The sequence below is a fragment of the Pedobacter sp. KBW06 genome, from assembly GCF_003852525.1.
Taxonomy (GTDB): Bacteria; Bacteroidota; Bacteroidia; order Sphingobacteriales; family Sphingobacteriaceae; genus Pedobacter.
This window is the reverse complement of record NZ_QAJL01000001.1, coordinates 849,070-863,236: the sequence shown is the minus strand read 5'-3', so window position 1 is coordinate 863,236 and position 14,167 is coordinate 849,070. Positions and strand designations below refer to the sequence as shown.

At 40.2% G+C, this 14,167-nt stretch carries 8 protein-coding genes; all 8 read left to right on the top strand.

Going from position 1 to position 14,167, the window contains the following annotated elements; translation table 11 throughout:
• Positions 1-4: 4 nt before the first annotated feature.
• The 8 genes from DBR43_RS03375 (at position 5) to DBR43_RS03335 (ending at position 14,160) form a co-directional block, all read left to right on the top strand.
• A complete protein-coding gene (locus tag DBR43_RS03375; RefSeq protein WP_124577897.1) occupies positions 5-1,528 on the top strand; it encodes a PKD-like family lipoprotein in 1,524 nt (507 codons plus the stop codon).
• 78 nt (positions 1,529-1,606) lie between these two features.
• On the top strand, positions 1,607-2,722 hold the full coding sequence (locus tag DBR43_RS03370; RefSeq protein ID WP_124577896.1) for a TlpA disulfide reductase family protein: 1,116 nt from the start codon (positions 1,607-1,609) through the stop codon (positions 2,720-2,722).
• Positions 2,723-2,872: 150 nt separating this feature from the next.
• Positions 2,873-3,961, top strand: coding sequence for a PepSY-associated TM helix domain-containing protein (locus DBR43_RS03365; protein WP_124577894.1), 1,089 nt, complete (start codon positions 2,873-2,875; stop codon positions 3,959-3,961).
• A gap of 15 nt (positions 3,962-3,976) precedes the next feature.
• Positions 3,977-6,094: a TonB-dependent receptor plug domain-containing protein gene (locus DBR43_RS03360; protein WP_124577892.1), complete on the top strand. Its 2,118-nt coding sequence runs from the start codon at positions 3,977-3,979 to the stop codon at positions 6,092-6,094.
• Between the two features lie 928 nt (positions 6,095-7,022).
• Positions 7,023-7,595, top strand: coding sequence for an RNA polymerase sigma-70 factor (locus DBR43_RS03350; RefSeq protein ID WP_233602844.1), 573 nt, complete (start codon positions 7,023-7,025; stop codon positions 7,593-7,595).
• 187 nt (positions 7,596-7,782) lie between these two features.
• Positions 7,783-8,925 carry a FecR family protein gene (locus tag DBR43_RS03345; protein ID WP_124577890.1) on the top strand — a complete coding sequence of 381 codons (1,143 nt, stop codon included), beginning with the start codon at positions 7,783-7,785 and terminating at the stop codon, positions 8,923-8,925.
• A gap of 216 nt (positions 8,926-9,141) precedes the next feature.
• The gene (locus tag DBR43_RS03340) at positions 9,142-12,459 is read left to right on the top strand and encodes a TonB-dependent receptor (protein ID WP_158622413.1); all 3,318 of its coding nucleotides are present in this window, start codon (positions 9,142-9,144) and stop codon (positions 12,457-12,459) included.
• A gap of 12 nt (positions 12,460-12,471) precedes the next feature.
• A complete protein-coding gene (locus DBR43_RS03335; protein WP_124577886.1) occupies positions 12,472-14,160 on the top strand; it encodes a RagB/SusD family nutrient uptake outer membrane protein in 1,689 nt (562 codons plus the stop codon).
• Positions 14,161-14,167 lie beyond the last annotated feature (7 nt).

The following is a 14,167-nucleotide window of genomic DNA, read 5'->3' as shown; positions in this document are numbered from 1 at the left end:
TAAGATGTTAAAAAGAATATGTTTTTCAATCGTTGGCTTAACAATGCTGATAATTTCCTGTAAAAAGGATAGCCTGATAGGTGATATAAAAGAAATCAATGAAGTGAAAATTGGCGGTATAGCAGCTAGTTATACCGTATCGTTGGGTGTACCACTGGTAATTACTCCTGAACTTAAATTTACCCAGGACAATGAATCCAATACAGGAAGGTATCAATATGAGTGGTATTCGGCAGAAGGGGTGAGGGTTGATATTGCTAATACTCGGAACTTAAATACTGAAATCAAACTTACACCCGGGACCCACAATAGTGTTTATTACCGGGTTACAGATACCCAGACCGGTGTGAAATGGACTAAGATGTTCAGCATTTCTATTGTAACACCTATTTACGAGGGTTGGCTGGTGCTGGGTGATGTTGATGGAATAGCGCGTTTGGACATGGTTTCATTAAAGGACAATGTTTATACGCCTATTTACGATGTACTGGGGTTAACAGGTTCAGCATTGAAGTTAAAAGGGAGTGCAGTAGATGTGAGCTATTTTCCTTACAGAGCTTCGAAACAGGGAATTTATGTTTCTTCCACAGGGACTGGAACTACTAAAATAGATCCCGAGTCTTTTGCCTGGGATGCGCAGATGTATATTTCTTATGAAAGCCTGATCCCGTCGCTTCCAGATAACTACCTGGCAGATTTTGTTCAGCCAAAAGGAAACAGAGGTGTCAGTTATATGTACAAGGATGGGAAATTTTACTACAATAAGGATGATCAAGGTTATCGTTATAGCGTACCGATTAATGTAATGACTGGTTCTACAACAGAGTTCAGGGCTGCACCTTTTGTAGCAAGTGTTATACAGGGTGATTTCTCTACCAATGGTGCAAGTGTTTTGTATGATGCCACCAATCGGAAGTTTGTCAATCACCAGCCATCAAGTGTGACCTGTTCGGACATGCCGGCAGGGACATTATTTAATTTTACTACCGGAAAAGACCTGGTGTATATGGAAAGTACGACTTATAATGGATCGTTCGCCAATGGGGATGTTTTTGCTGTACTTAAAGATGAGGGAGCTCCAAATTACCATCTGGCCAGGATAAGCCTGGCCGCATTTGGCGTAAGTTTTCAGCAAAATTATTGGGATGTAATGAACGCTACAGACATATCGCTGGCAGAAAATTTTGCTGTAAGCCCGGATTTGGGGTATGTATTTTATAATGTCGGCGGAAAGTTATATGAGTATGATATGTTTCTGAAAAAAAGCAAACTGATGCTAGACAAGGGGGCGGAAAAAATTACCATGCTTCGTTTTCACAAATTTGTATACCCTTTTGGTGCGGCCACACCAAAGTATAGTAATAAGTTAATTGTTGGTAGTTACGACCCAGCCAGGCCTTCGGCTTCCAGTGGGAAGCTGGAGCTGTTTACTGTACCAGCTGTAAATGCGGATCTGGTGGTGCTGGAGAGCTATACCGGTTTTGGAAAAATAAAGGACATTACCTACCGGGAGCGCTATCCTAGATAATAATAATTTACGACAAGAGTCTGAAAACTTTTCAGGCTCTTGTATTCTTAGTTAATTCATCATACAAATTAAATTCAAATGACATCATTAAAAATAATGCTGGCCTTGTTGCTGTCTGTGACAATTGCATCTGCGCAGAAAATAATTATACAGGGTACGGTAACCGGAGATACTAAGGGGAAAAATAAAGTTTACATCAGCGATTTGAACGCTTATAATGATACTGCTTCTATTGAAAGTGGCAAATTCACTTTAGAGATTCCCTACAAGGGGCCTCAGGCACTTTTTATGTACATGCAGTACGAACCCGGATACAGGCCTTTCAAGGTTGTATTCGATGAGCCAGGAACAATCAACGCCCGTATGGATGCCCAAACTTACGCGGTCAAATTTTCTGGTCTGGAAACGCCTATGATTTTTAATGACTTCAACAATAAAGAAATTGCGTTATATAAGGCGGTAAATGAAGAATTGAAAAAGAAATATGGAACAGCATACCCGGACCTTGATCATCCTCAGTATGAGGGGCTGATGAAAGATCGTGAACGTTTGACAAATGAAAAAACACAGGCCTTGTTAAAAGAGCAGGTAACTAAGTTTCCTGGATCATATGCCACAACGTATTCACTGGCGGAGAAAACCGCGGCTTATCCGCTGAGTCTGAAGCAAGCGCTTTATAACAAGTTATCATCCGCGGGTAAAGCCAATGAGAAAGGTAAAGAATTGTACGCAATGATTCAGGGAACGAAAAGTTCTGCTATAGGTAATACTGTCGCCGATTTCACATTAAATGATCCGCAGGGTAAGCCAATAGCATTGAGTAAATTTAAAGGGCGTTATGTTCTGGTAGATTTTTGGGCCAGTTGGTGTGCCCCCTGCAGATCCTCTTTCCCACGCCTGAAAGTCGTTTATCAAGCATTTCATAAAAAAGGACTGGAAATCTTGAGTATTTCTATCGATATGGATAGTAAGAACTGGTTAAAGGCCGTAGGAGAAGAAAGTATGCCCTGGGAACAGGTGCTGGATACTAAGCAAATTGCAAAAAGTAAATTTGCGGTGCCTGCAATACCTAATATATTTCTAATCTCTCCGGATGGTAAACTGCTTTTTAAAGAGCTGGGGTCTAATCCGAGTGGAGGTACTGAAATGGAGAGAAAGCTTGAGGAAATCTTTAAAGAAAAATTGCCTAAATAAAATCAAATTTTAAGTTTTAAGAGTGGCTTGCGACCTATATTTCTTGGTTTTAATAGCCGCTGCTTCAGAATATCCTATTTTTAATATTTAAAGTTAGATTAGTCTAATAAATAAGTTTTGCTTGTCTAATTATTTTGTTAGTTTTGCGCAATGAAATTTAGACAAGCATTTTTGAAGGTGCATAGCTATCTGGGTATAGCTATTGGTGGTATTTTAATTATTGTCTCAGCTAGTGGTTGTTTTTTTATGTTCCATAAAGAGCTGAGCAATTTATTATACGCTGATTTGTACAGTGTAAAACCGGTTCCGGGTGCTCAACACCTGTCCGCTGATACGATCAGGCGCATAGCCGCAGAGGCATATCCGGTATCACCTTTACGTGAAATTGTATTTAAAAATAATCCAGCATCAAGCGTGAAAATTTATGCTTGGGATTTGCATATCATTCACATTAATCCTTATACCGGGGCATTACTGGGTATTCAGGATAAATTTGACGATCCCTTTCTGTTGGCCTGGGAGCTACATACGACTTTATGTCTTGGTAAGTTTGGTGGGTATGTTGTTAACCTTTGTACTTTATTGGTTATTCCCATGGCCATCAGTGGGATTGTCTTATGGTGGCCGCGTAAAAAAGAGAAATGGAAGCGGGTTTTTATATTGCCCTTTAAAGGTGCATGGAAAAGTATAAATTACAAATGGCATGCGATAGGAGGCTTTTATATTAGTGTCTTTTTACTCCTCATTGCATTTTCCGGAATGATGATCGGTTATAAGTGGTTCCAGGATGTGGTATATTATGTAAGCAGTTCTCCACCAAAGTACAGAATCGTACCCCAGTCAAGATCGGCTAATTTAGACAAGGCACCTCTTCAAAAAGCATTGAATCAGGTAAGCCGTTTGTTTCCCGAAAGGTATGAGGCTGTTATTGGTATTCCTTCTAAAGAAAATGGATCTTATATCTTCCGTATTACTTTTGACGACCCCCTGAGCAAATGGCATTATTTATATTTTGATCAGTATAGTGGGGATTTATTGAAAGCCAGGTATTATCAGAATTATAGTTTGGGGGATAAAATCAATACCGCAAAATACCAGTTGCATTCCGGACAGATTTTAGGCATTCCAGGAATGGTCTTTATCTTCTTTGTGACGCTGTTTACGATTGTGCTGGTGGTTAGCGGAATCATCATCTGGTGGCAGGGTTATCGCATTACCAATAAAAAAATCAATTCATAAAATCTTAATTAATATATGTTTATAAGTTCCTTTAAAAGTAGCTATGCTACTGCTGTGCTTTTTTTGTTCCTTTTTTTACAGCTATTGCCCACACTGAAAAGCAGGGCGCAGGAAAAAGCAGACAAACACGTGAATCTCGATTCGGTAGTGGTTACCTCTACGCGTTCTGAAAGAAATGTTGCTGATGTACCGATGCGGGTGACGGTCATTTCCAGAAAACAAATCGAGCAATCCGGACTCATCAGGCTGGACCAGATCCTTTTTGAGCAGACAGGTGTCCAGCTTGCTAACAATCATGGTACAGGGCCAGTTATACAGGGGCTTTCGGCAGATTACATCATGATCATGATAGACGGCGAACCATTGATCGGACGAACCAATGGAACCCTGGATCTCAGCAGGATCAACACCAACAATATTGAACGGATAGAAATTATCAAAGGACCGTCCTCCTCTTTGTATGGAAGTGAAGCAATGGGAGGGGTTATTAATATCATCACCAGAAAAGCAGGTAAAGGTTCGGGCCTTGCATTAGACGGGCAATACGGTAGTTTTAACACAATTAATTTAGGCGTAAATGCCAGTAAAAGATGGGAGAAAGCGAGTGTACAACTAGATGCAAACCGTTTGTCGGCCGATGGGTATAGTCTGAATCCTGCAAGTCTCGTTCCATCTGTGCCGCCAAGGAAGGATTATACTTTTGGAAGCAAATCGGAATGGTTTTTATCCCCTGCTTTTAAAGCAGCGCTTTCACTCCGGTACTTTACCAGAAACCAGCAGGATGTTCGGGAAGCAAAGCAGAATGGCAAAGTTTTGATGATAGATTCAGACCGGGATACCAGGGAAGTCAATGTTTTTCCTGTTATTTACTATCAGCTCAGCAATCAGCATAAATTTCAACTTAGGAATTATTATACTCAATTTAGGTATGAAGATGTGATGGTTTACCGGGACAGTGGGGCTGATTTCGAAAAAAGTTTTTATCGTCAGACACTCAATCGAACAGAACTGATTTATGATGCCACGTTGGGAACTAAACATTTTTTAACAGCGGGTGCCGGACGTTTGGTTGAAACCATGGAAGCGAAAAGCTATGAGGATTTAAAGCCTTTCTTATCCTGGTATGGTTTTATTCAAGACCAATGGACCCCCTTGACTGCTTTTAACGTGGTTGCTGGCTTGAGGTATGATAAACATAGTGAATATGCCTCTCAGTTCACTCCCAAAGTTTCTGCCGGATATAAGTTGAACAGTTGGATTACTATGGACTTTACACTGGGAACAGGCTTTAAGGCCCCGGATTTCAGGCAGCTTTATATCATACATCATAATCCTACTGCAGGTTATAGTGTGCTTGGTACGGGTATTGCCAAAACTGAGTTGAAAAAGATGCAGGATAATGGAGAGATTGCAGAGGTGTTAATTGATCCTGCCCGGATCGGGAGCGTCAAAGCCGAAAGCTCTGTCTCTTATCAGGCAGGAGCAAAGATCAAATTCTATGATCCATTACGAATAACATTGGGATTATTCCGGAATGATATCAGTAATTTAATGGAAACCAGTTATATAGCGAAGAAAACTAATGGGCGATTTGTGTCAAGTTATTTTAACCTGGCTAAGGTGGTTACAACAGGTTTTGAAGCGACCGCCAGTTGGATGATATCGCCTGCATTCCAGTTGGAGGCGGGGTACATGTACCTTTCTGCCAGGGACAAAGGCGTGCTTTCAAAGCTAGAAAAGGGAGATATTATCAGGAAAAGTGAATCCGGAGGTCCGGATATAAAAGTCAGTCGGAGCGAGTACGGAGGGCTTTTTGGTCGAGCTGCTCACACAAGCAACCTCAAACTTGCTTATAACAATAAAAGGCATAAGCTGGATGCTTATATTAGAGGAATATACAATAGCCGCTTTGGTGTGGCTGACCTGAATAAAAATGGTATTCTGGACATCGCAAAGGAGTATGCCAAACCATATTTGACTTGTAACCTTAACATAGGAAAAACTGTGTTGAACCAGGTAAACCTTTATAGCGGTGTGAACAATCTTTTTAATTCAACTCAAAAAGATGTTCCCTTTATTCCAGTACGTTCTTTGTGTTTTGGATTAAGATATAATATGAACAGTAAAACTTAAAAGAAAAATCGTTTATACAGTTGCTTTTTATTTTGTGTGGAAATGACTTTGAATGTGGGCTTAAGCATAAACGATAGTAACAATTATCCTAATTGTTTAACAACTACTTAGGATAATTGTTATTGCTAAAACTTTATAAAGTTATTAGCCTTTTTTTACAATTTTTAAATCTGTGAAGTACCCCTTGGTACTTATATCCACACAAAGACCGATGTGAACGAATAGAAATTGATGGTTGTTCTCGGTTATCCAAATATAACTTAGCCTGGTTATCTGTCAGTTCAATACGGATTGTGATCCATTTATTTAGCTCCATATCTATGTAAGATTCATATGGTTCCTGTGCATCCTTGTGCAGCCTCTCAAATTTACAGCTGGGATAAGAATGGTATTGGATTGAATGATTTTTTCTGACCCGATCTTCTGAGCGCGTATTCGTCGGACGCACAAAAGGGCATAGGTATCCATGAAAAACCCGTAACGTTCTTCTGCGGTAGAACTGATCGTCTGCAGCATTCTTTTTTGCAATCCGAAATGACTGGTTTCAATAAGTACTCTAAAAATCCGGTCAAACTTTGGGCCCCTGCCGCAAAATACATTGTTTTTTTCTGAAAAGACGGGGTTTGAAAAAAAACTTCACCAATTGCTTTTCATCAATATCGAGAGAATTAATCTTTCAAAACATTCAATTAAGGGCTCTGCCTAGACATCTGGTAGATTTTCGCTCATGTATGCAATCCGTCCCGGATAAAAATGTTCAGCCGAAAAAAATGGATTTTTGGTCTCCTATCCTTAAAACAACGGACTTTGTTTAACAGACCTTGATTTCAAAAGCGAACAAACTTTGCAATATTTATGTCCTGTAGATTTAATTTGTTTGTGTTGATTCATTAAACATTATATATATTCGTTCGCAAAACAACCAGATATGTCCACACCTGTTTTTAAAATGGATGGTCATCGTGAAGATGAGCTTATTGCCGCTTTAATATTAGGGAGTGAATCTGCTTTTACAGAGATTTATGAACATTACTGGCTGAAATTACTTGCACTTGCATATAGCCATACCAAAAATAAGCAGATTGCGGAGGGTATAGTTCAGGATGTTTTCATCAGTATTTGGAATAGAAAAACTTCTCTTAAAATTCATTCACTTTCGAATTACTTTGCCATAGCGGTTAAATTTTCTGTGTTTAAACATAAGCAAAGGGAACAGCGGAGGAGAGAAATTGAGATGGAAAACTGTAAATCCGATGAATTCATTCTGGATGATGAGAAGATTGAGGCTAGGTTCCTGGAGGAGTATTTTAGAGGAGTTGTAGAGCAACTTCCAGAAAAGTGCAAAATGGTTTTTAACTACAGCAGGATAAAAGGATTAAGCAATCCTGAAATAGCCAGGGAAATGAACATTTCCGAAAAAACTGTCGAAGCGCATTTGACAAAAGCCATTAAGGCGCTGCGCGTATCATTGAAAGATGCGGGCTTTCTGCTTTTTTTTTAATTCCACTCGGGGCTAACTTTCTTTGCGATGGCCTGTATAAAATTACACTTCAATTACACATCCACTTGGCGAGATTTTTGGAATGAATATCTGCTATAAAAAATAAAGGCTTTCTGCTTTTTTTTAATTTTACTAAGGGTTGACCATATCCTTATGGTACTTCCTATTATAAGGCCAGATATAAATCATGAAGAACGACAGGATAAATGTGTTGATTGCAAAGTATTTCGATGGAACGCTAACAGAAGCCGAACGTGCCGAGCTTATGCGTTCGTACGACCATGAATCAAGTCGGGAGATTGACTGGATCGCTGAAAGTCGTAACGAAGCCGACTTGGTTAAACAAAGAATGTTTTCAAATATCAGGCAGGAGATTTTTCCTGTAAAAAAACGCTTTTTTCAATCTACGCTTAGCCGGGTTGCATCTGTTGCAGCTGTACTGCTTGTCATCGCTACAATGGGTTGGTTGTTTTTTAAACCATCCTCAAAACCAGAGCTCGCTAAGACTGATATCGAAATAGCAAAAATTAAGCCGGGAACCAGTACTGCTATATTAACGTTGCCTAGCGGTCGCCAAATCGTGCTTGATCATTTAGCAACTGGTAAGACCGTTGAAAAGGACGGTATAAGAGTACAAAAAACCAAAGAGGGCCAAGTTGTGTTCACTGTTACTCCACAGGCTATTGCCCAAACGAGATTAAGTACCATTACCACGCCTAAGGGTGGGCAATATGAGATTGTTTTACCCGATGGGACAAAAGTTTGGCTAAATTCAGCCTCTTCAATTGAGTTTCCTACTTCCTTTACCGGGACAGAAAGAAAGGTAAGTCTTGAAGGTGAAGGATATTTTGAAGTGGCAAAAAATAAAGCGATGCCGTTTAAAGTAAAAACAGCCTTACAGGAAATCGAGGTTTTGGGTACCCATTTCAACATTATGGCTTACGATAATGAAAACAGTGTTCAAACCACATTATTGGAAGGATCTGTCAGGGTTTCCTCCAGAGGTGCATACGCTTTGCTGAAACCCGGACAACAAGCCGAACTAGATAAAAAAGATAGTCGCATTTCTGTTCATGAAGTATCCACCAAGGTAGCCATCGCCTGGAAGAATGGTATTTTTATGTTTGCACATGAGGATCTGCGTTCTATTTTAAATAAGATTTCGCGATGGTATGACGTGGAGATTGTTTACAAAAATACTTCTACAATCCATCGCTACTCAGGTACCATCTCCAGATTCGAAGAGGTTACCGAGGTACTGAAAACAATGGAAATGACTGGTACCGTTCATTTTGAGATCAAAGGAAGGAGGATATACGTAATGGATTAAACTATACCCGATCTCAATGTGCTAAAAAAAGACCCGAAGCTTGAGCACTCCGGATCTTTTACGGCTCTGACAAGCCTTTAGCAAGATTACAAACTTATTCTTCACAACAAGTACTTAAAACTTACTAACCAAATGTATAAATTATTTCACACAACCGTATGGGGTGTTACGGGCTCCCTACGTTTTAAATTTCTGCTGACCATGAAATTTATCTGTATGTTTTTGCTAGTTACCATCTTTCAGGGCAAGGCGGCATCTTTCGCACAGCGGGTAACTCTAAATGTAAAAAATGCTCCAATAGAATTGGTTTTTGAATCTTTAACCAAGCAAACTAATTACAATTTCTATTACCCTGATGAGCTGATCAGAAAAGCGCAGAAAATAAACCTTTCAGTAAAAGATGTTCCTTTGATAGAGGTATTAAAACAATGTTTTTCTGATCAACCCTTTACCTATTCTATCAATAAGAATATCGTAGTGTTACGTGCATATACCGCGGCTGAGGAATTGGAACGACAAGAGATTATTGTATCAGGGAAGGTAACAGATGATAAAGGCGTTGGTATTCCGGGAGCAACTATAAAAGTTAAAGGAACAAACCAGGTGGTAACCACAAATGCCCAGGGAAATTTTTCAATCAGAACGGTTGAAAATGCAGTGTTGGTCGTTTCCTATATCGGGTTTTCAAGCCAGGAAGTTACAGTTCAAGGTAGGACAACTATTGATATTACGCTAAAACAAAGTGAACAGGAGCTCGCTGAGCTGGTTGTTGTGGGTTACGGTACAAGAAAGAGGTCAGATTTAACAGGCGCTATTTCAACAGTAGATGAAAAAAGGATCAGGGAAATTCCAGCAGGAAATGTCGCTTCTGCGTTGCAAGGCAGTGCGCCCGGTGTATCTGTTTTAAAATCAGGGGGAAATAGTCATCCCGGATCACCTCCTTCTATTCGGATCCGTGGGGAAAGGTCTTTAGGCGCAGGAAATGATCCTTTGATCATTTTGGATGGAATTCCTTTCAACGGAAACCTAAACGACATCAGTCAGGATGATGTTGTTAGTGCTACCATCCTAAAAGATGCGTCATCTACAGCTATCTACGGATCCAGAGGCGCAAACGGGGTGATACTGATCAATACCAGAAGAGGAAAAAACGGTAAGCCTGTAGTGAATTATAATGGTTATGTTGGTTTCAATAAAACCTTAGGTGAATATGACGTGATGGATGCAGAACAGTTCCTTTTGTTTAGGAAGTGGGCGAGAATCAATGGTTCTGCACCCAATACGTATACAGGAATCGATGATCCTTCATTAACGTCCGATGAACCGACCAAGACAATTTTTTCAGATAAGACGGAATACAATTTATACAAAGCCGGAATGAATACCAACTGGCAGGACTTGTTGTATAAGACCGCCTTGTTAACAAATCACCAAATTGGTGTTTCCGGAGGTACTGACGCGACGCAATACGATGTATCGGTAGGTTATTATACAGCCGGTGGCATTTATCCCGGACAGGGGATGGACCGCTACAGTGTCAAACTGAGTATAGATCATAAATTGGGTAATTACATTAAAGTTGGCCTGAGTTCATTGAATAGTTATAACCTCACCAAAGGGATCAACCTTAGTCCGGTAAGTCAGTTTTTACAGGCCAGTCCTTTTTCTACGCCATACTTGCCTGACGGAACATTGTCTACATTTTTGCCTGGGAGTAACATGAACGTCTGGAATCCGCTTTCCGATTTTAAACCAGGTAACCTGGTTGACGATGTGAAACGCTTAAATACTTTCACAACCGCTTATCTTGAGGCTGACTTCACAAATGGGCTTAAGTATAAATTGAATGCAGGGATTGAGCTCAGCCCGGAAACACAAGGTAAATTTTACGGAAGTAACACTACAAAACAGCTTGGAACCCAAAACTATGGATACAACAGAACCGCTACCGGTTACAATTACACGGTAGAGAATATCCTTACCTACGATAAAACCATTGCGGAAGATCATGCGCTTAATTTTACAGGCTTGTTCAGTTTGCAGAAAACACGCACTGAAGTAAATGATGTGAGCTACCGTGACGTGCTTGCCGATTATATACAGTATTACAATCCAAGGTATGCTTCAAGTGTAACAAGTTCGGGGGATTTTAATAAGGCTTCCATATTGTCTTATATGGGCCGTTTAAATTATACCTACAAAAATAAATACCTGTTAACTGCAACTTTACGCGCCGATGGTTCTTCACGGTTGGCAGATGGTAATAAATGGCATTCTTTCCCTTCTGCTGCAGTAGGATGGAACATTAAAAATGAAAGTTTCCTGCAAAAGAACAAGACCATTTCAGCGCTTAAACTTCGAGGTAGTTACGGAAGGATTGGGAACCAGGCTATTGGCTCCTATGAGACCCTTGGCGGTCTGACTGGGATTTATTACAATTATGGGGGAACGAATGTGCAGGGTACTTATCCAAACCCCGATGCTCCAGCTAACATCACTTTGGGCTGGGAATACACCAGTACGCTAAACCTTGGTCTTGATTATGGACTGTTCAATAACAGAATTACCGGTTCGGTCGAATACTATCAGCAGAAAACCAGCGATATCCTTCTATATCAAACTCTGCCAAGAACTTCTGGTTACAACAGGATTAGGAACAATATCGGAAATACTGAAAATAACGGAATGGAGTTTAACCTGAGTACTATTAATTTCGAAGGTTCCAATCCAAATAGCTTTAAATGGACAACAGATCTAAATGTATTTTTTAATAGAAATAAAATCTCAAAGCTGGCTTCTGGGGTGACAAGAGATTTGGCTAATTCTTGGTTTGTGGGTTCGCCAAATGGGGTCTTTTTTGATTATCAGCGAGTAGGATTATGGCAAAATACACCCGAAGATATTGCCCTGGCTATTAAATACGGTCTGGCAGCAAGTGAAACTGCGTACCTGACAGGGTCAAATTCACTTGTAGGTACAGTGAAAGTAGCCGATGTTACAGGCGATAACAAAATTACAGCAGACGATCGTGTCATTTTAGGATCCAGACAGCCAAAACTGGAAGGCGGAATGACAAACCGGTTTACCTATAAGAACTTTGATTTCTCTTTTGTAGCCTATTTTAAATATGGTGGCAAATTAAAGTCTGGTATCCATGGTGGGTGGTCTAATACATTCCAGGCAGGATATAATAATTTAGATGTAGATTATTGGATTCCTGATAATCCAGTGAATTACTGGCCAAAGCCTAATTCAACGCTGCAAAATCCAGTCTATAAATCAACTCTAGATTTATTTGATGCTTCATATTTAAAAATAAGGACCATGACTCTGGGGTATACTTTTTCGGGAAAAGCACTGAAAACTGTGGGTGCTAAGTCAGCCCGGATTTATGCGACTGCCTCTAATCCCTTTACGTTTTTCTCTCCTTATATGAGGGACGCAAAAGGACTGGATCCGGAAACCAACAGAAATATAGATGAGATTACTCCATCTCTATGGTCAATGCTGTTTGGTCTTAATGTTTCATTTTAATACAGATTAGCCATGAAAAAGACAATATACATGTTATCATTACTACTTGTAATGGCAGCTACTGGTTGTAAAAAGGAATTGATTGAAGAAAATCATTCCAAATTAACTGAGGATTTTTTCTCCACCCCTCAAGGTATTGAAAGTGGTTTGAATGCCGCTTACGGAGGTTTACGTACTTTATACGGTCCTGAAGAAGGCTTGGAAGCATTTACCAATATCGGTACTGATGAAATCAGGATCGCCAATGGTAACCGTACCACCAATGTGGCCAATTATAACACATCTTATAATACAGCTAATGAATTTTCGGCTTCCACTTGGGATAATTGCTATAAATGGATCAATACCTGCAATGGACTTGTGGATTTTGGTGCAAACTTAACGGGGGTTACAGAAGCAGTAAAATTGCAGAAAATTGCTGAAGCCAAGTACTTAAGAGCCTTTTATTACTTTACGCTCGTACAACTGTTTGGTGATGTGACTTTGAATAAGAACTTTTCAAATAGTCCTCAAACATCGGCTTCCAGGGATAGCAAAGCTGATGTATACAATTTTATCATTTCGGACCTTAAGGCTTGTATTACAGATCTCTCACCTAGTCCGCAATTGAATGCTTTGCCAAACGGAAGGGCTTCAATTGCTGCGGCCAAACACCTGCTGGCTAAGGTCTACCTTACCAGAGGGTACTCGGATGCGGCGGTGCCCTCTGATTTTAAGGATGCTTTTGATATGGCCAAAGGGCTGATTGATCAGAAGGCTGCACTAGGTATCGGCTTAATGCCTGATTTCGCAGATGTGTTTAAGCCGGGAAATGAAAGTAAACAGGAAGTTTTGTTCAACGTCCAGTATTCCCGTGACCTGACCTTTGGAGGTGGCCATACCTGGAACCATTTATATGTTAATCCGTATGACGCTTATCTGGGCGAGCGGAACTTAAATGACGGGAGGTCTTTTGCCTGGTTCAGGGCTACGAAATGGGTATTTGAGACTGCATTTGCTGATAAGGTTAACGATACCCGTTACTACAAAACATTTCAATCAGTCTGGAAGGCAACTAAAGCACTCAACCAAACAGGTACCGGTACTTATGCTGTTAAAGTTAACGGGGTTACTTATAATGTAAACCTCCCTAAAGTGAATATAGGCGATACTGCATTGGTTTATCCTGGCTATAACATGAGCATTGAAGAGATAAGGGCAAAAAAGTACTATGTTTTTACGCCGGAAAACTATACAGACAACAGGATATTTCCGACCATGACCAAATATCTTGATCCAAACCGTTTAGTACCTAATGAGAATTCGCACAGACCCATTATCGTTTTTCGTTTGGCAGAAACATATCTGATCGCTGCGGAAGCGGCACTTAAACTGTCTCAGCCAGATGTTGCAGTTGGTTATATCAATGAAGTACGCAGAAGAGCTGCTGCCACCGGCAAGCAGTCACAGATGGAAATCTCTGCGGGCACTGTGAACATTGACTTTATTCTTGATGAACGTACGCGTGAATTATGTGCTGAAAATATGCGGTGGTTTGATCTGGTCAGAACAGGTAAACTGGTAGAAAGGGTAAAGGCGTATGACGATTATGAAGCCAAAAAGAACATTCAGGATTTTCATGTATTGAGACCAATCCCTCTTTCTCAGATCAATGCAGTCACAACAGGGACACCTTATCCGCAGAATAAGGGTTGGTTTTAAAACGGCA